Source organism: Dyadobacter luticola (assembly GCF_005860805.1).
GTDB lineage: Bacteria > Bacteroidota > Bacteroidia > Cytophagales > Spirosomataceae > Dyadobacter > Dyadobacter luticola.
In genome coordinates this window covers 212,286-230,001 of record NZ_VCEJ01000005.1, presented here as the reverse complement: position 1 = coordinate 230,001, position 17,716 = coordinate 212,286, and the positions used below count along the sequence as shown (strand labels likewise).

Here is a 17,716-nt window from a genome sequence, read left to right as displayed (position 1 = left end):
TTGATTATAACTCGTTGATCCTGAACAAAACAGGCGAAGCATTGTTGACCAGGTTGATCAGATAAGGTGCGCCTTGGATCGTAATAGGGCTGATTTGCTTCACTTCACCATCCAGCGCAAATCCGCTCTGGTTACTAAGCAACACATCAAATTTCATGTTGCCTTTGTTAATCAGCACATTGCCACGACACGCATCCAGACTTCCCAGCTGCGGAATAAAATGCGTGAAGTTGCCACCCACGATCAAATCGAGCTTGCCGTCTTGATTAACATCCTGGCTTTCAATGGCATTCAGACAGGATATCTGCACCATTTCAGGCAGCGGCATCAGCTTGAAATTCCCTTTCCCATCATTCACCGCGACGGCCGATTTGAGATAATTAATCGACTTCTGAACCGCAGATTTCAGCAACTCGTCGGGAAACAAATCCTGCACCGACTTGTCCGCATATTCGGAATGTTTAATGCTCTTCTTTTTCAGGAAGGGAAACTGGGTGGTCAGCTCACGTTTCAGCAAAATCGGCATGTCCTTGGCATTCACCGTTTTGGACATGACCTTTTCGATTGTACCATTTTTATTAAAATCCGTCACCCAGATTTTGAGGGGAGAATTTGCGTCGGCTTTCAAGGAAAAATTCTCTCCCAGATTTCCTAACACCAAATCCTGATCACCGTCACCATCCAGATCGGCCGTTTTCAGCGCTCCCCAAAAACCTGCAAATGCTTCGAGGCCGGAAGCTTTTTTGACGAATTTCCCACCCTGGTATTTGTAAATGACAGGCGCCATCCAATCTCCGACAATGATCAGTTCCTTGGTTTTATCACCATCAATGTCGGTCCAGCTGGCATCACGCACCATTCCGAGGCTCGCTAAATCCGGTGCCAATGTTTTGCCCACCTCTTTAAAAACGCCTTTTCCATCATTCTGGTAAAGGTAACTCTTCGGATTTAACCCATATTCCCGCGGCACGCTGCGGCTGCCGACAAAGAGATCCATATCTCCATCCTGATCAAAATCATTTACCGCAATCACCGCCGTATTCATTCCGTTTGGCGGGAAGGCGCGGGTATTGATGGTGAAATTGCCTTTTCCATCATTGATATACAGCCTCGTCGGAAGTTCCGGCGTCGATTTCATGGTTTCATTTCCACCACTTCCCACCACCAGATCCAGGTCACCGTCGCCATCTGCATCGAAAAATTCAGCTGCGGTATCTTCAAAGCTGGCAAGATCCGAGAAGATCTTCTGAACCGATTTTGCAAAACCATTTCCTTTTTGCAGATAAAGCTGGCTGCCCTGGCCTTTCGCGCCGCAGATAAAAACATCCTCTTTGCCATCGCCATCCACGTCGCCGATGGCCGCTTTCGGGCCTTCCTGCGAGAGCATGATGGGAATGTTCCTTTCATTGTAAAAATCCTCGTACCTGTTTTCTTTGTGAGGCTCAAACCCGGTAATGTTAGCGGTGGTCAGCAGCGCTTTGTGATTTTGTTCCAATGTTACGGCTGGCCTGTCTGCTTTCTGAATGTTGAAATTCAGTGTAGTATCTGCCTTCACACTGCCCATCACCGACATTTTGCGGTTGGGCCAGGAAATCTTAATCGAATCAATGTTGCTGATCTGTCCAAGCCCGATCGTGATCGGATACTCCGTGCTTGACTGAAATCCACGGGCAGGATTAATCTGTTTGCTAAAAATCTCATTGCCAGCGAAAACCTGAATTTTTGAGCCGATCGCATATTTATTCATCCCCTCGCCGGCCAGCTTGAATTTAACGTAGTGGTTCTTCGGATTTTTAGCTTCCGATTTGTTGCGATAAACAAAACAAGGCTGGTTCACATTGTTGACCACCAGGTCCAGGTCGCCATCATTGTCCAAATCCGCATAAGCCGCGCCATTTGAAAACGATTTGGTGCTAAAACCAAACTCTTCCCCCCGCTCCTTGAATTGCAGATTTCCCTCGTTATGGAAAAAGTTGTTAAGTATCGGCGTCGAAGGCATCCGGTCGATAATATTCTGCATGTTCTGTTTCTCGCCCGACATCACCATTTTCTGGGTTACTTCATTGGCAAAAAAATCGATAAAGTCCTGATCCAGAATGTCGTGATAAATTCCGTTGCTGACATATACATCCGTTTTGGAATCATTATCCGCATCAAACATCAGCGCACCCCAGCTCCAATCACTGGCCGCAACACCCGAATAATTGGCGATTTCACTGAAAGTCCCGTCCTGATTATTCAGTTGCAGGCTATTCTGCATGTATTGATTGTAAAAACCCTTTTCCTTTTTGAGATTAAACAGGTAGTGATTCTCAAAGGAAGTCGTGGTTTTGTAGCGATATTCGTCGCGGGGCAGCATGTCGGTCACGAACAATTCTGGATAGCCATCATTATTAATGTCAGCCATATCGGCGCCCATCGAGGCCAGACTCGTATGTTTCAGGCGTTTTTCCAGCTCTTCGGAAAACGTGCCGTCTTTTTGATTGATGTATAAATAATCCTTTTCGTAAAAGTCATTGCAGATGTAAATATCCGGATACTGGTCACCATTGATGTCCCCGACCGTAATGCCGAGGCCAAAGCCGATCAGACTTCCGTAAATGCCCGCCTCTTCACTCACATCGATAAACTTCCCGCTATCATTTCGCAGCAGCTTGGCGCCGCCACCTTTCAGGAAATCTTTTACCGGCCAGTCTTTGGCACGTAACTTCCTGTCATTGGCATAGTTGAGCGTATTTACCGGAATAAAACTATTGTTGAGAATGTAGCAATCCAGGTCACCGTCGAGGTCGTAATCCAGGAATGCCGCGTGTGTCGTGTAACCTGTTTCGTCCAGCCCATATTTCTTGGCCGACTCGGTAAATGTCAGGTCACCATTATTGATATAGAGCGAGTTACCTTGCTTGTTGACGAATTTTTGATAACCTGCATTGCAGACATAAAGATCGAGCAGATTGTCTCCGTTGATATCCACCATCACTACGCCGGTACTCCATTTGTCCGGCTCGCCTACACCGGCTTTGGCGGTGACGTCTTCAAATTTCCAGTTGCCTTTGTTGATGTAGAGCTTGTTTTCGCCCATGTTGGCGGTGAAGTAAATGTCGGGCAGCCCGTCATTATTCACATCGCCGATGGCCACGCCGCCGCCATTATAGAAATTCCGGTAATTGAAAATGTTGATATCTTCCCGGTCTTTGATTTTATTGACAAAATCAATCCCGGTTTCGGAAGCGGTTAGTTCTTCAAACAGCCCCTCGGGCTTATCGGTTTTACCGCAGGAAATAAGGAGCAAAAAAAAGGTATAAAGTACGCCTGTAAAAAAAGGGCGGGTCTTTCTGTTTGTCATTTAGTTTGTTGTCGAAGCACTGAACACTTCATTTTCAGTAATATTCACCAGGCTTACAGCTGGTTTTTTATAAATGATCGTTCCCTCGAAAGGCACATATTTATCCGGCTGCTGAAAGTCACTGTACTTCCCTACTTTCCCGGTCAGCTTAAAAATCATACTGTTTTTGGCAAACCGCACAGCCTCAATCTTCCCCTCCGTCATCATGTAACCTTCCCCGATCATTTTCTCCCGGTCGATAATCTTGCCCATTTTCAGGTTCGAAGCTGTCCGCCCATCGGTACTGATATCGTCACCCACATGACCAGTCGCGTACCATTTTTCTTTCGCAATGTTCAAAATGGTTTTGCCTTCAAACTGGTCGGTCAATGTCACATTCAGCACGTCCGGCGTAAACAATGTTTGTCCGCTAAAAACGCTTTGTGCGAGATAAAATTCTTTGCCGTCAATCTTTACCAGGATACGCGCCTGATTGTCTTTGAGCGACTTTAAAATTGTTTCGGTTTGCTCGTCTGTCGATTCCTTACTGGTGCATGCCTGACAAAGACAGTCAAACATCGCAAGTAAAATCAAGATAACTGTAAAACGCTTCATCAGATCAATAAAAAACGAAAATGCTCGAAAGCATCGAGCATTTTCGTCACCAAAATTAAAAAATTCAATATCAATATCCGGGGTTCTGCACGAGGTTTGGATTGGAAACCAAAGCCGCAGATGGAATCGGATAAAGTACGGTATATGCTTCTTTTACAGCAGTACCGGCGCCAGTAGTGAACTTGCCGAAACGGATTTCAGAAGTTCTTTTTCCACCTTCCCAGTACAGCTCGCGGCCCAGTTCAGCAAAAAGGCTTTCTTCGTTCAAAGAGGCCAGTGCGCTTGCACCACGTACCGTGCGCAAAGCATTTACGTGTGTCACGGCGGCGGCCGCGTTTCCGCTTCTCAGCAATGCTTCGGTTTTCATCAGATAAGCCTCTGCATAGCGCATCAAAAGATATTTACCAGAGTTCGCAGGGTGATACTTGATAACACGGATACCTTTATCCGTAGCAGCACCAGCCAAAGGTACATCGCGGGTGAACTGCAATGGTCTTTGAGTACGGGTATCTACAATCTGCGCGCCTTTATCTGTATACTGCTGACCAATCAGGAAGCCCAGACCTACACCAGAATACGCGCTGCCATCTTTTTTAGCAGGTTTACCGATACGCATATCTTTCGCTTCGAAAGTGTCGTAAAAATCAGCCAATGTTGCGAAACCGTTCCAGCCGGAAGGATTTTGATCATAGTGCAATGTCATGAACCAGCGGTTTTGTGCTGTTCCTTCCATTACTACGAAGATCGGCTCAGTTTTGGCAGCAGAAGAGAATGCTGAGAAATAATCCTTTTCAAGTGAGTATCCGTCGGCAGTGATTGCATCTACGTAAGCTACCACTTTGTCCATATCCGCTTTGTCGAAAGTATAAGGACCTTCTGGTGCAGTGCTTTTGTAAACCGCTTTGTTCAGATACAATTTCGCAAGCAGGAAGTTAGCAGCAGCTTTGCTCGCAGCTCCGTTCGTTACGGAAGGGCCTGTTTTTGGCAAGGCAGGAAGTGCTTCTTCCAGATCTTTCACGATATAATCAAATGCTTCCGAGCGGGTTAACACTTTTGGAAGATCGTCCGGACCTTGTGTTACTTCCCTGAAAGGCACCACGCCCCAGTAATCCATAACCCAGAACATGTTGTATGCTCTCAGGAACTGTGCTTCCGCTTTTTGCTGGGCACTTGGGTTGGAAGCGATGATTTCCGTTGAGCGGTATGCTCTCTGGTTCAAAGCATTCCATGCGCTCAGGATGTAGGAGTGGGAAGCATCCCAGGTGTGTGCGTCCAATGTACGCCAAACACCATTATCACCCCAGTCCACACCGCGGGTTGGCGGGATCATCTCAGCAGTCACGTGCTCGCCCAGGGCGTAAATACCAGCCTGGTCGGAGTAAGTCGATAAATCCTTATAGGCAGATGCCAGCGCTTCCGGCACGTTTACCGGGGCAAATTTTCCATCCGCCGTTTTGTTGACGACGGAGTCTTTTTCATCCGTAACCAGATCGGTACAGGCAGACATCACTGCCATGCTCATCCCGGCTACCAATACTTTATAAATGTTACCAGTTTTCATTTTCAACGAATTTGAAATAATTAGAATGAGACATTAACACCAACAGTCCACGTTCTTGCTCTTGGGTAAGCCGTATAATCGATACCGAATGAAGGAATATCATTCAAAGATTTGTTTGTGCTTACCTCGGGATCCTGTCCACTATATTTCGTAAAAGTCAACAAATTTTGGCCGGTAAGAAACACCCTCGCATTGCTAAGTACTTTTGAGCTTTTCAAAGGAACGCGATATCCAAGGGTGAAGTTTTGCAGCCTCACAAAATTTCCTTTTTCAAGGAAGCGGGTCGATACGTCGGGAGCGTTCAGTTTGCCCTCTCCGTTTCCAATTACATTTTTCGTTACGTTACGTCCGTTTGAAAACGATCCTTGTGTAAAGAATGCATTTGCCGTATTGGAATACAGATAATTTCCAAATACACCATTAAAGAAGAAGCTCAGGTCAAAGTTTCCGTATTTAAAGTTGTTGGTCAAACCTGCATTTACTTTTGGCAGCGGGCTTTTTCCACCCAGGAATTGCTGGAAGTCACCGTTTGGATAAAGGGAGTTTCCGTTTTCGTCAAAACCACCGAACTCGCGGAGGAAGTAAGCAAATAAAGGCTGACCTTCTGCAAGACGCTGTGCAAACGCACCAGACAAACCTTGTCCGTTGATCTCACCTGTATCGTAAGTACCAATCAGGTTTTTAACCAGGTTTTTGTTGTAAGAAGCGTTGAACAAAACTTCCCATGAGAATTTTTTGCCATCTACCACAGCAGCATTCAAAGCCAGCTCGATACCACGGTTTTGAATGTCGGTATCCAGGTTACGATAAATAAATGGGTTTGGTGCAGGCTGAGCCGCTACAACTTTGAACAGAAGATCTTTTGTGCTCTTGTTGTAGACATCAATGCTGCCACCCAAACGGCCTTTCAGAATAGAGAAGTCCAAACCTAAGTTCAGGGCTGCTGTCGATTCCCATTTCAGGTTAGGGTTGTTAAATGCAACCGCACTTGAACCACCGCCTGAAATGTTGGTACCTGTATCATTGATCGAATAGTCACCATAACGGTCTCTTCTGTCATACACGTTGTGAGGAATTGCCTGGTTACCGGTTACACCATAACCTACACGAAGCGAAAGATCTGTAAACACGGTTTTAGGAATAAAATCTTCTTCAACCAGTTTCCATTTAAATGCTCCTGATGGGAAATAACCGTATTTATTGTTACCCCCGAATTTGGAAGAACCATCCACACGCAATGTACCGGTGAACAAATATTTGCTGCCAAAACCCAGGTTTACACGACCGAAGTAAGATTGCAATTCATCCTTGGTATAGCTTGAATTCTGGATCACAGAACCTACTGTCGCTACCGCAGTTTCATCTTTTGGCGTAACTGTTCCGGCGATACCCAGGTTGTTTACCATCAAATCCAGATCGCTGGTGCGGAAACGGGTTGCTGTAACATTTTTAGTTCCGTATTCAAAGCTTTGATAAGAATATCCCAACAATGCATTCAGAGAAACATTACCGATCTCTTTGTCATAGGTAAAATAGTTTTCCCAAAGCTGGTTGTTGGTTTCTACGTCACGGATATAAACGCGGCCAAGGTCACGGATACCAGTAACATACAAATCTCTTGAATAAGCTTGTTTTCTGGAAGCCATGGATTTATCAAAACCAAGTACCGTTTTGAATTTCAAGCCTTTGATGATTTCCATTTCAGCATTAATGTTACCCAGGGCACGCAGCGTGTTGTTTTTATCTCTTGACAAATTCACGAATGCAGCAGGGTTTGGCTCGGAGTTCGTCACCTGGTTGTAAACGCCCGGAGCAGAGAATACTGCTCTTGTCGGGTTTGCTTTCAGGATACTACCCATCAAATCACCTTCAAAACCAATGTTTTCAGAAATCGGAACACCTGTATCCTGTGTATTGGCAAAGTTCAGGTTACTTCCGATGGTCAGCCTGTCGCCGATGAATTTTTTCTGGCCAGAGAAACCAACACTGTAACGTTTTACATTGGAAGTTTGTACAATACCGTCCTGGTTCAGATAACCCAATGAGAAACGGTAGTTACCCGAAGCGTCGCCGCCGCCGTAAGAAAGGTTGTGCTGCTGTGTTTTGGCAGTTCTGAAAAGAACATCCTGCCAGTCTGTGTCAGCGCCCTGGTCCTGACCACCCGCTGCTTTGTATTCTGCTGCATTCAGCAAATCATATTTTTTGGTAATGTTGCTAATACCATAAGAGTAGCCATAATCCAATGTTCCTTTTCCTCTGCCTCTTTTGGTTGTAATCAAAACCACACCATTCGCACCCCTTGAACCGTAGATCGCAGTAGCAGAAGCATCTTTCAAAATGTCCATGCTTTGAATATCATCCGGGTTCAGGAAGTTCAGCGGGTTTTTCGCTGGCTGACGACCAACTCCTTGGTTATCACCACCTGATGAAGTATTATCACCACTCAGAGGTACACCGTCGATTACGAAAAGCGGGTTATTACCACCCAAAACGGATGAGGTACCACGGATACGGACGTTGATACCACCGCCCGGCTCACCACTTTGCTGGGTGATCTGAACGCCGGCTACGCGGCCTTGCATCAATTGCTCCGGAGAAGTCACGATACCTTTCTGGAAGTCTTTGGAACCCAGTGCAGAAACTGCTCCGGTTGCATCCTTTTTCTTCACGGTACCATAACCCACCACGACCACTTCTTCCAATGCTTTCACATCTTCCGAAAGCGTCACGTCGACAACGGATTTGTTACCTACCGGCATATCCTTGGTAATGTAACCGATCGCACTGAAAGTAAGGGTTGCATTTGCAGGAACGCTGATCTGATAATTTCCGTCCACGTCCGTGTTGGTACCCTTCGTGCTGCCTTTCACAGTTACAGTTACGCCGGGGATTCCTCCCGCTTTGGAATCTGTCACTTTCCCAGCCACATTAGCCTCCTGGGCCACTACCAGCGCAACATTGAAGAGCGTCAATAAGATCGCGAAAACGCCGGTGCGCCAAACGCCCGACCGCCGGGCGCCGCTGCGCCGGTTCACAGCACCTTTCCCGGAAGGACGCGACGCCACATCGGGAAAAGCATGTTGACGAAGTACTAGATTGGATAAATTCATCATAGGTTAGATATATGTTACGTCATTTTTCGCCTTTCTTATATCATCTTAACATTACCCTCGCCGATCTTACAAAACTGCCCTGAATGATTCAAAATGGGGTTTCTGAGAACTTAACGCTGATAAAGTGTAAATTTTACAATATGGCTGGTGCAAAATAATATAAAACATAACTATAATGCAATAATCGGTGACTAAAATTGATACATTAAAATCATTTTAATTTCATATAAAAATTTGCATCATTGAAGAGTTCAAATTTCGTATTTGAGAAGTACAATGCAGGGTTCATTTCGCTGTGAATTAAGGGATTTCAAATTCTGAGGCAGGAAATCAGCACAAATGTTATGTCAACATTTTATTGGCAATCCTTTCATGTAGTCCTTAACTTTGAAATCTGATTTTCCCCAGTAAATTATATTTATGACCACGCCGTTCCCTGCATTGGATACCGACCTGAGCGCGCTTGCCAGGAGTCTGGAAGGTGACTTGTATTACGACAATACCATGCGGACGCTGTACGCAACCGATGCGTCGGCTTACCGCGAAATGCCTTTGGCCGTAGCAATTCCCAAATCCAAAAAGGACCTTAAAACACTCATTTCTTACGCCACTCAAAACCGTATTTCGCTGATTCCCAGGACTGCCGGGACTTCGCTGGCCGGGCAAGTGGTGGGTAACGGTATAGTAGTAGACGTTTCTAAAAATTTTACCAAAATACTTGAAATTAACAAGTCAGAACGGTGGGTACGGGTGCAGCCGGGCGTGGTGCGCGATGAGCTGAATATGGCGCTGAAACCATACGGACTGTATTTCGGGCCAGAAACTTCTACGGCGAACCGTGCGATGATCGGCGGGATGGTCGGGAATAATTCCTGCGGATCAAATTCCATCGTCTATGGGAGTACCAGGGAACATACATTGGAGGTAAAAGCGATCCTTGCGGATGGCTCGGATGCTGAATTTAAAAGTGTTGAAAACAGCGGATTTGAAAATATACTGCAAAGTGCGGCTCAAAAAAATGGCAGCGCAACATTGCTGGACAAGATCTATCTCAGGACAAATGAAATTCTTGCAGCACCTGATAATCAGGAGGAAATCAGGAAAAATTTCCCAAAACCTTCTGTTGAAAGACGCAACACCGGCTACGCGCTGGACATGCTGTTGAACACTTCGCCGTACGTCGGTGCAGAGAATACTGCCGCGAAACCTTTTAATATGTGCAGCCTTATCGCCGGCTCGGAGGGTACGCTTTGCTTTTTGACAGAAATAAAACTGAACCTTGTACCGCTGCCGCCCAAAACGCAGGGACTGGTTTGCGTGCATTGCGATACCATCGACGAATCTTTGCGGGCGACGATCTTAACATTGAAGTACGGTCCGCAGGCTGTCGAGCTGATTGATAATTATGTGTTGGAATGTGCCGCTACCAACCCGGAACAGAAGAAAAACGCATTTTTTGTAAAAAATAAACCTGACGGATCTTTCCCGGCGATCCTGGTCGTGGATCTTTCGCGGGAGACCAAAGAGGAGGTTGAAGCGCTGGCGGCAGATCTGGAAAAGGAGCTTAAGGAAGCGGGCATCGGCTTCCACTATCCCCTGCTTTTTGGCGATGATACCAAAAAAATATGGACGCTCCGCAAAGCTGGGTTGGGCTTGTTATCCAACATTCCGGGCGATGAAAAGGCGGTGGCGGTGATCGAGGACACGGCGATCGACGTGTACGACCAGCCGGAATATATCCGGGATTTTAATGAGATTTTGAAGAAAAACGGCATGTCGGCGGTGCATTACGCGCACGCAGGCTCCGGCGAGCTGCACTTGCGGCCGATCATTAATTTAAAAACGGCGGAGGGACATCGGCAATTCCGGATGATTGCGGAGGAAATTGCGGCCCTGGTGAAGAAATACGACGGCTCACTTTCCGGCGAGCACGGCGACGGGCGTCTGCGTGGCGAGTTTATCCCTAAAATGGTGGGCGAACATAACTACCAGCTTTTCAAGGAAATCAAGAAAACCTGGGACCCGAACAACATTTTCAACCCGGGCAAAATCGTGGATACGGCGCCGATGGATACATTTCTGCGCTACGAAGCCGACCAAAAAACGCCGGAATTCAAAACCTATTTCCGCTTCCACGATCAGGACATTCTGCAGCACGCCGAGCAATGTAACGGATCCGGCGATTGCCGAAAAACCCAGATGAGCGGCGGTACCATGTGTCCCAGCTTCATGGCCACGCGCAATGAAAAGGATACCACCCGCGCGCGCGCCAACATTCTGCGCGAAATGCTGACACGCTCGCCGAAAGAAAACCGTTTTGACAACCAGGAGATTAAGGAAGTGTACGACCTCTGCCTGGCTTGCAAAGGCTGCAAAGGCGAATGTCCGTCGAATGTGGATGTGGCGAAATTGAAAATGGAATTTTTGCAACAGTATCATGACGTGCATGGCGTGCCGATGCGGTCGTGGCTGGTGGGAAATTTTTCCAAAATGACAGGCCTTGCGAGCTATGTTCCCTGGGCGTATAATCTGATCTATAAAAATGCCCCGTTGCGTAAATTGGCGAATTCGGTGGTTGGCTTTCATCCCGAGCGCACGATGCCGCTTTTGCACAGCACCACATTGAAAAAATGGTATGACGGCCGCAAAAAAGAAGCCGTGAAATCGGAGCGGAAGGTTTACCTTTTTTGTGATGAGTTTACCAATTATAATGATGTTGAAATTGGCAAAAAGTCGATCCTGGCGCTGGAAAAGCTGGGTTATGAGGTGATCATTCCAAAACATGCGCCGTCAGGACGTCCGCAGCTTTCGAAAGGACTTTTGAAAGACGCGAAGAAAATTGCGGAGGAAAACATTCAACTGCTAAAAAACATTATCTCTCACGATACGCCACTTGTCGGTATCGAACCGTCCGCGATACTGACATTCCGCGACGAATATCCTGATTTAGTTGATGAAGAATTAGTAGCAGAGGCAACGAAACTGGCGCAAAATGCCTTGCAGTTTGACGAGTTCATCGCCCGTGAAATTGAACTGAAAAATATTTCGAAAAATCAGTTTACTACTGAAAAACGGCTGATCAAGCTGCACGGACATTGCCAGCAAAAAGCCATTTCCAGTATGATACCCACCAAAAAAATGCTGTCGCTGCCTGAAAATTACACGGTACAATTGATTCCATCAGGCTGCTGCGGGATGGCCGGATCATTTGGGTACGAAAAAGAACATTATGACATTTCAATGCAAATCGGCGAGCTGGTACTTTTCCCCGCCGTGCGCCAACAACCTGAGGAAGTGATCATTGCCGCGCCAGGAACCAGCTGCCGGCATCAGATACATGATGGTACTGGGCGGCAGGCGCTGCACCCGGCGGAGATTTTGTGGGATGCGCTGGTTTGAGAGATTTGATTTTTTAACGTCTAAAAAAAGCGACTTACCAGTTTCAAAACTGGCAGGCCGCTTTTTACACTTAGCCTAGTTGCTGATAAACGGCGCTTTCTGCAGGTAGCGGCGATCCTCCAACTGCCCGATCATAAACTGCGCAATATCCCCCGCGCTGATCCGACTTCCCGGACAGTCAAACAGATCCACTTTCACTTCATTCCGCTCATCGGTAAATTCGATGAAAGGCACGCGCACGAGCGTCCAGGGGGCCTGACTTGTTGCCAATATCGAATATGCTTTTTGACGGTCTTCATGAATGTCAGGAAAAGTTGCCCTCATCCAGTCCGTGCCTTTCTGTGTCTCAGCACTTTTCCGGTCAGTTGGCGTATCCACATTTAGCCCGGCCAGGAGAATGTACCGGATCTGTGAATTTTTCTCCCTTTCAATGACATTTAAAATGTGACGTGTTGCTGCACTGGCTACCAGCGGCTCATCCTTGCGCTGACCCAAAGTACTGATCACGGCATCGCAATTCTGCAAAAGCTCGCCGACGATACTTGAATCGAGCGCATCGCCTTTGATCATCTCAATAAGTGGACTAGAAATAGTAAATGATTCCGGGTTTCGAAGCAGTAACTTAATTTGAAAACCCTTTTCAACAAGCTGTTTGACAACATATTGACCAGTCCGGCCACCACCGCCTAGCACGGCGATCTTTCTATTTTCTTTCATTTCTCAACATTAAAATATAGATATAAAAAAACCTGCTCACCGAACTTCAAGCCCGGTGCAACGGAACCAAGGTCCCGTCTTTGATCTTATATTTTAATGAGAGATTTGAATGTTGTGAAGATAATTGATTCAGGCAAAAACCTCAATTCCTTCCCAAATTAATATTCATCGTAGTCCCAATCCGGAAAACCGTCGACTTGTACTTGAACTTCTCAAAATTACTCACGACTTCCACCCGGAACGGAAAGCGAATGCCCACATCGAGGCCGTACCCTAGCTCGGTATAATTGTTTGATTTCGGCGTGGCGAGGTAATGCAACATGAAGTTTTCCTTGATGCCCATGATGCGGAACCAGGTGATCTGCGTAAGTAAAAATTTGCGAAACTCACTGAGAATGTGCGCCTCAAAGAATTCCTTAGAAGTGCTGTACTGATAGTAATCCAGCGCGCGAAACACACTTACCGGATCTCCAAACTGGAAGAAAAAGCGGTTTGCGGCAAAATGCTGGAAGTCGGGAAATTGTACCTGCGCATTATTTAAAAACTTGCCGGCGGCTACTTTGTAGCGCAGTTTGCTTCTTACGCCGGTGTCAAATCCGTGCTGAAAATCTAGCTGTACGAAGTCGAAATCTACGTCGCTGCCGAATGCTTTGTTAATACCTTTTCGGTAATTAAAGGAAATTTTCGGCGAATCGTCGTAGTAGTAAGTTGTCTTACCGCCCTTGGTTTTGTACTTCTGCCAGGGTTTGTAAGAAGCTGTTAATCCAACAGTTAAGGCCTGATGCGGCTGCATTTCGGTAGATATCGTACCCGTTTCATCGGCGGTCTCCATATTGAAAGGAACATTGGAAGTAAACGCGCGCTTTTTCCAGTCGATCCAGTTGTATGGATTCATGTCACGCACATTCCGGAGCGGACTACGGTCAGCATATTCAACATTGGCTTTGAAATCAAAATGTTCATTTTCACGGTCAGTTTTAAAATCCAGCCGCACAAAATCCTTTTGATAAATTTTTACAAAATTCCTTTCCAGAAACAAAGTCGTAAATGTATTCAGCAGTGGGTGCATCGGGTTTTCACCATTAAACTGTGAAACCGTGCTCCCGCCGATCAGGTTGAATGTGTTGCGCCCGGAGGTATAATCCACGCCGCCAGTCGCCAGCAATTTCTGCCGCGCGAAAGAGTAGCGGGTCAATGCATTGAAAGATAATTCCTGCCTTTTCCCCGGAGGCGGTATCCTCTTCACGCCATTTGTACCAATCTCAACTTCCTCCGCTGTCTTTTTTCGGCCGCCATAACGCAGTTTCAAACCTCCTCCATTCAATGCAAAACCTTCCACGGTATTCACCTGCGCACCGAAGATCGGACTCACATAATCCAGCCGCCAGGGGCTTTTCTTGCCAAAACCGAAACTATGCCCGGTTACTACATCACCCAAAAAGCCGAAAAAGCTGCCGCTACCACCTTTTTTTCCGCTTTTCGTCGTATCCGAGCTTGCTTTTGATTTACCTTCATTATTTTCCGGCTTCTTGTTTTCCTGCACCACAATAATGCTGTCGAGTCGCGTATAACTTTTCACTTCGGCGGTCGTGAGCGGCACGGTGCGGATCGAATCCCAGAATGCCATCGTTCGCCGGCTCGCCATCGAATCCACCACGGTCGAGTCGCTTCTGGTGAGGTTCATGTCGATATCCTCCCCTTTTTCCTCCTTCGCTTTCAGGTCCTGCTTTTCATATTCCTTCATCAATTTGCGCAGGTTTTTGGCCGAAAATTCTTTCTGCTTGCTCACTACGTCTTCCATTTTTTGCGTCTTGATCTCGCGGTTCGAAAGCTTCACTTTCTTCGCTTCCTCCTTCTCCTTTTTACCGTCAACCACCACAATGTCGGGCCGGAATGTCGGGTTGATCTTCACATTGGTAAATGATTGAGAGATCACGAAATCGCCTTTTCCTTTAAATCCATAAATCCCGCCGGCGACGTGAAACTGTTGATTTACAGGCATCCACACGCCTTGCACCGGACTATAAACCTGTTTGATCGCAATGTTGAAACCCGTATTTACCGTTTCCAGATCAAGACTGTAAATGCTCCACTCGCCTTCGATAATGTGAATCGTACCCCGATAAACGCCTTCGCCATAAGACCGCGGCGTGACCTTGATCTTATTTACCTCAATCCCGTTTTCACGAAAAGCACCCTGATACTCAAACTTATAGTAAGCAAATGCGCGCGGCGAAAGCGGCGAAACAGCTTTCACAACCTCAGGCTGGTAGAAGCTCGCCAACAAATAAGCATTGGGATCCGCGAAATTCTTATCCTGACTGTTTCGGGAAGCAATTACTTTTTGTTTGTAAGAATTTGGCTGGCGGAAAGTCACTTCCGTCACGCTTTCATTCAAAATCGGGACGCCTTTTTTGAAATTCGTCTCCTGCTCGACCTCCTTCAATTGTTTTTTATACAAAAATTCCATCGGCAGATCAGTCACCACGATGGAGGATTTTGAGTAAACTTTGGCGGTATAACCATCCACTTGCAGCAAATGATAGCGGCTTTTGGCAATCGCGCGGCGCATAATCGTGTACGCCGGATCCTCCTCTTTGCTGCCGATGCGCACCTCACCCAAATTCAGCGCCTGCTCTTCCATTGTAAGGTCAAAGGTTTCCATTTTATTTTCAATGGTGAATGCCTTCATACCGGTTTTAAAACCCAGGTATTGAAAGATAACTTCGTGATAACCAGGCTTTAAATCAAGCTGATACTTCCCTTCTTCATTGGAAATGGTGCTGATCTCCGTGCCTTTGACAATGATCGCCGCAAAGGGCAGCGGCTCGCCTTTCGTGGTTTTGATTGTGCCTTTTACGCCGGTTTGGGCAAAAGAAGACCCGGCGGAAAAAAGTAGAGACAGTAGAAATGTGAGAGCGTAAAGAATGCGCATAAGCCTTATTTTGGGTCCGCGGTGAGTGCCGGTTTATTTACAACTTGTCACCAAGATGCTAATAAATATAAATCCGTTGCGCGAAAAACAAAATTCAGGCGGAGAAACTAGCTGTCGACAAACTCCCAGGCGCTTTGGTAAGCATTCAGATTTTCGGCATAGCCAATGAAATCCGTATAAAATTGCAGCTGCGAAAGCGTGGCGCTATCCCCTATCACCACCAGCTTTTTCCGTGCACGCGTCATCGCCACATTCATCCGGCGAATGTCAGATAAAAACCCGATTTCACCCTCCGCGTTGCTCCGCGTCATGCTGATATACACCACGTCGCGCTCCTGGCCCTGAAAACTATCGATCGTATTGACAGAAATGTTGCTCAAATACGGTTGCAGGATCGGGACGTGCTGCAACTGGTCTTTCAGAATGTTGATTTGTTGTTTGTAGGGGGAGATGATCGCAATTGTTGGGAAGTTTGGGCCGGAGTTGATCGGGGTGGTTCCTGGGTTCGGGGTTGTTTTGTTGGCTTCTTCGATGGAGGTGACTAGCTGGGTTAAATGTTTGTATAAAAATGCGGCTTCGTCGGGGTTGGTGGAGCTGGTGCCTTCCAGTTTTTCGTCGAAACCGCAGCCGGCTGTGTCGATGAAGTTCAGCGGCTGGTCTCCTGGAAATAAAGTGCGCGTGGCTACTGAGGCGTGGGCTTTCAATTTGTTTTGATAAAATTTTTTGGAAGAAAACCCCATAATCGCCTCATTCATACGATATTGTTCTTCCAGCAGCACGACCGCTTCCGGGTAAAGCTCGGCGCATTTTTCCAGTAATGTTTTGCTCAAACCATTTTTCGCAGCTTCACTGGATTTAATGGTCGGCGCAAGCTGGAAATGATCACCGGCTAGTACCACCTTTTCGGCTTTCAAAATCGGTATCCAGCAAGCCGGTTCCAAAGCCTGCCCCGCTTCATCGATCACGACCGTATTATATTTCAAACTCCTGACAGTGTGATGGTTTGCACCAACCAATGTTGCGGTAATTACCTGCGATTTGCCCAGCACATCGTCAATCGCATACTGCTCGATCTGCCCCACATCCTTCATAATCCGGTGCGCTTCGTCAAAAAGCGCTTTCCGCTGATCGCGCTCCAATTTTCCGAAATTCCGCTTGTACTTATGTGCCAGGTTCTTGTATTCGCTCGCCTGTTTCTTCAACGTTTTTACCTCCCTAATGCTTGGGTGTGACGACATTTTGCTATCCAATGTCAGCGACATCAGCCGCTCCGAAACCCGCACCGGGTTCCCAACCCGGACCACATTCAAACCTTCCTCGCTCAGCTTTTCACTCAGCAGATCCACCGCCGTATTGCTAGGTGCCACTACCAATATTTTCTGCTCCTTTTTAGCCAAAGTTTTGATCGCCTGAACCAGCGTGGTGGTTTTCCCCGTTCCCGGAGGCCCGTGTACAATCGACAGTTCGTTGGCTGTCAGGATTTTATTTAATGCTTCGTTTTGGGAAGCATTCAGTTTTGGTAATTCAATTTTTGAAAAATTGTCCTGAAAAGTCGGGGATTTTTCGCCGGTTAAAACTTTGACTAAATGTCCTTCTTTAACATTTTCACTCAATGCTGCCGCGGCTTTGAGCGCGTTCTGCATTTCGTCGTAACTGTTGTCGTCAAAAAGCAGATCGATTCCCAGCTTACCGTCGCGCGACCATTCGGGAAGTTCATCGGTGCGTAATGTGATTTTCAGGCGATTACCGCTTTGGTGGGAGATTACGCCTTCGACGCGGTCTTTTTTAGGCTCGTGATTGCTAAACAAAACTGCCGGTACGCCAAACCGCAGCTGGTGCGGAATGTCCTGGTGTGTGGTGCGCTCAACTTCCACATTCAGATATTCGCCGCGCGTCATTTCATTTCCCCGGATCGCGATCGGATACCAGGCCAGACCATTGGCGCGTCGCTCGGAAACCGAAGACATTTCGGTGATCCGGATATAGGATTGCCGGTCTTCTTCCCGCTCAACTTTCAGTAAGTCAAGCAGTTTTTTAAAATATTCATTCAT

8 protein-coding genes are annotated in these 17,716 nt (G+C 46.8%); 1 reads left to right on the top strand and 7 read right to left on the bottom strand.

Translation table 11 applies throughout. The annotated features are described in order from the left end of the window. Positions 1–4: 4 nt before the first annotated feature. The 4 genes from FEN17_RS19990 to FEN17_RS19975 all read right to left on the bottom strand — a co-directional run bounded on the left by FEN17_RS19990 (position 5) and on the right by FEN17_RS19975 (position 8,614). The gene (locus FEN17_RS19990; protein ID WP_138367163.1) at positions 5–3,346 is read right to left on the bottom strand and encodes a VCBS repeat-containing protein; all 3,342 of its coding nucleotides are present in this window, start codon (positions 3,344–3,346) and stop codon (positions 5–7) included. Next, positions 3,347–3,940: a hypothetical protein gene (locus FEN17_RS19985; RefSeq protein ID WP_138367162.1), complete on the bottom strand. Its 594-nt coding sequence runs from the start codon at positions 3,938–3,940 to the stop codon at positions 3,347–3,349. It abuts the gene before it with no gap. A 70-nt stretch (positions 3,941–4,010) separates the two neighbouring features. Continuing rightward, positions 4,011–5,501 (bottom strand): RagB/SusD family nutrient uptake outer membrane protein, encoded by a 1,491-nt coding sequence (locus FEN17_RS19980; protein WP_138367161.1) that lies wholly within the window; start codon positions 5,499–5,501, stop codon positions 4,011–4,013. Between the two features lie 20 nt (positions 5,502–5,521). Beyond that, positions 5,522–8,614, bottom strand: a complete 3,093-nt coding sequence (locus FEN17_RS19975; protein WP_229208912.1) for a SusC/RagA family TonB-linked outer membrane protein — start codon at positions 8,612–8,614, stop codon at positions 5,522–5,524. 420 nt (positions 8,615–9,034) lie between these two features. On the opposite strand from FEN17_RS19975, the gene FEN17_RS19970 reads away from it, so the two are divergent. Beyond that, complete coding sequence (locus FEN17_RS19970; RefSeq protein ID WP_138367160.1) at positions 9,035–12,013, top strand: FAD-binding and (Fe-S)-binding domain-containing protein; 2,979 nt, start codon at positions 9,035–9,037, stop codon at positions 12,011–12,013. Between the two features lie 75 nt (positions 12,014–12,088). Here the strand turns inward: FEN17_RS19970 and FEN17_RS19965 are convergent, their stop codons facing one another. The 3 genes from FEN17_RS19965 to FEN17_RS19955 form a co-directional block, all read right to left on the bottom strand. Then, positions 12,089–12,730 carry an NAD(P)-dependent oxidoreductase gene (locus FEN17_RS19965; RefSeq protein WP_138367159.1) on the bottom strand — a complete coding sequence of 214 codons (642 nt, stop codon included), beginning with the start codon at positions 12,728–12,730 and terminating at the stop codon, positions 12,089–12,091. Between the two features lie 142 nt (positions 12,731–12,872). Then, the gene (locus FEN17_RS19960; RefSeq protein ID WP_138367158.1) at positions 12,873–15,665 is read right to left on the bottom strand and encodes a DUF5686 and carboxypeptidase regulatory-like domain-containing protein; all 2,793 of its coding nucleotides are present in this window, start codon (positions 15,663–15,665) and stop codon (positions 12,873–12,875) included. Between the two features lie 107 nt (positions 15,666–15,772). Next, positions 15,773–17,716: an AAA domain-containing protein gene (locus tag FEN17_RS19955; RefSeq protein ID WP_138367157.1), complete on the bottom strand. Its 1,944-nt coding sequence runs from the start codon at positions 17,714–17,716 to the stop codon at positions 15,773–15,775.

Bases quoted from the DNA above. Each gene is read 5' to 3' on its own strand.
- FEN17_RS19990 (WP_138367163.1), bottom strand. From the start codon at position 3,346: ATGACAAACAGAAAGACCCGCCCTTTTTTTACAGGCGTACTTTATACC.
- FEN17_RS19985 (WP_138367162.1), bottom strand. From the start codon at position 3,940: ATGAAGCGTTTTACAGTTATCTTGATTTTACTTGCGATGTTTGACTGT.
- FEN17_RS19980 (WP_138367161.1), bottom strand. From the start codon at position 5,501: ATGAAAACTGGTAACATTTATAAAGTATTGGTAGCCGGGATGAGCATG.
- FEN17_RS19975 (WP_229208912.1), bottom strand. From the start codon at position 8,614: ATGATGAATTTATCCAATCTAGTACTTCGTCAACATGCTTTTCCCGAT.
- FEN17_RS19970 (WP_138367160.1), top strand. From the start codon at position 9,035: ATGACCACGCCGTTCCCTGCATTGGATACCGACCTGAGCGCGCTTGCC.
- FEN17_RS19965 (WP_138367159.1), bottom strand. From the start codon at position 12,730: ATGAAAGAAAATAGAAAGATCGCCGTGCTAGGCGGTGGTGGCCGGACT.
- FEN17_RS19960 (WP_138367158.1), bottom strand. From the start codon at position 15,665: ATGCGCATTCTTTACGCTCTCACATTTCTACTGTCTCTACTTTTTTCC.
- FEN17_RS19955 (WP_138367157.1), bottom strand. From the start codon at position 17,716: ATGAATGAATATTTTAAAAAACTGCTTGACTTACTGAAAGTTGAGCGG.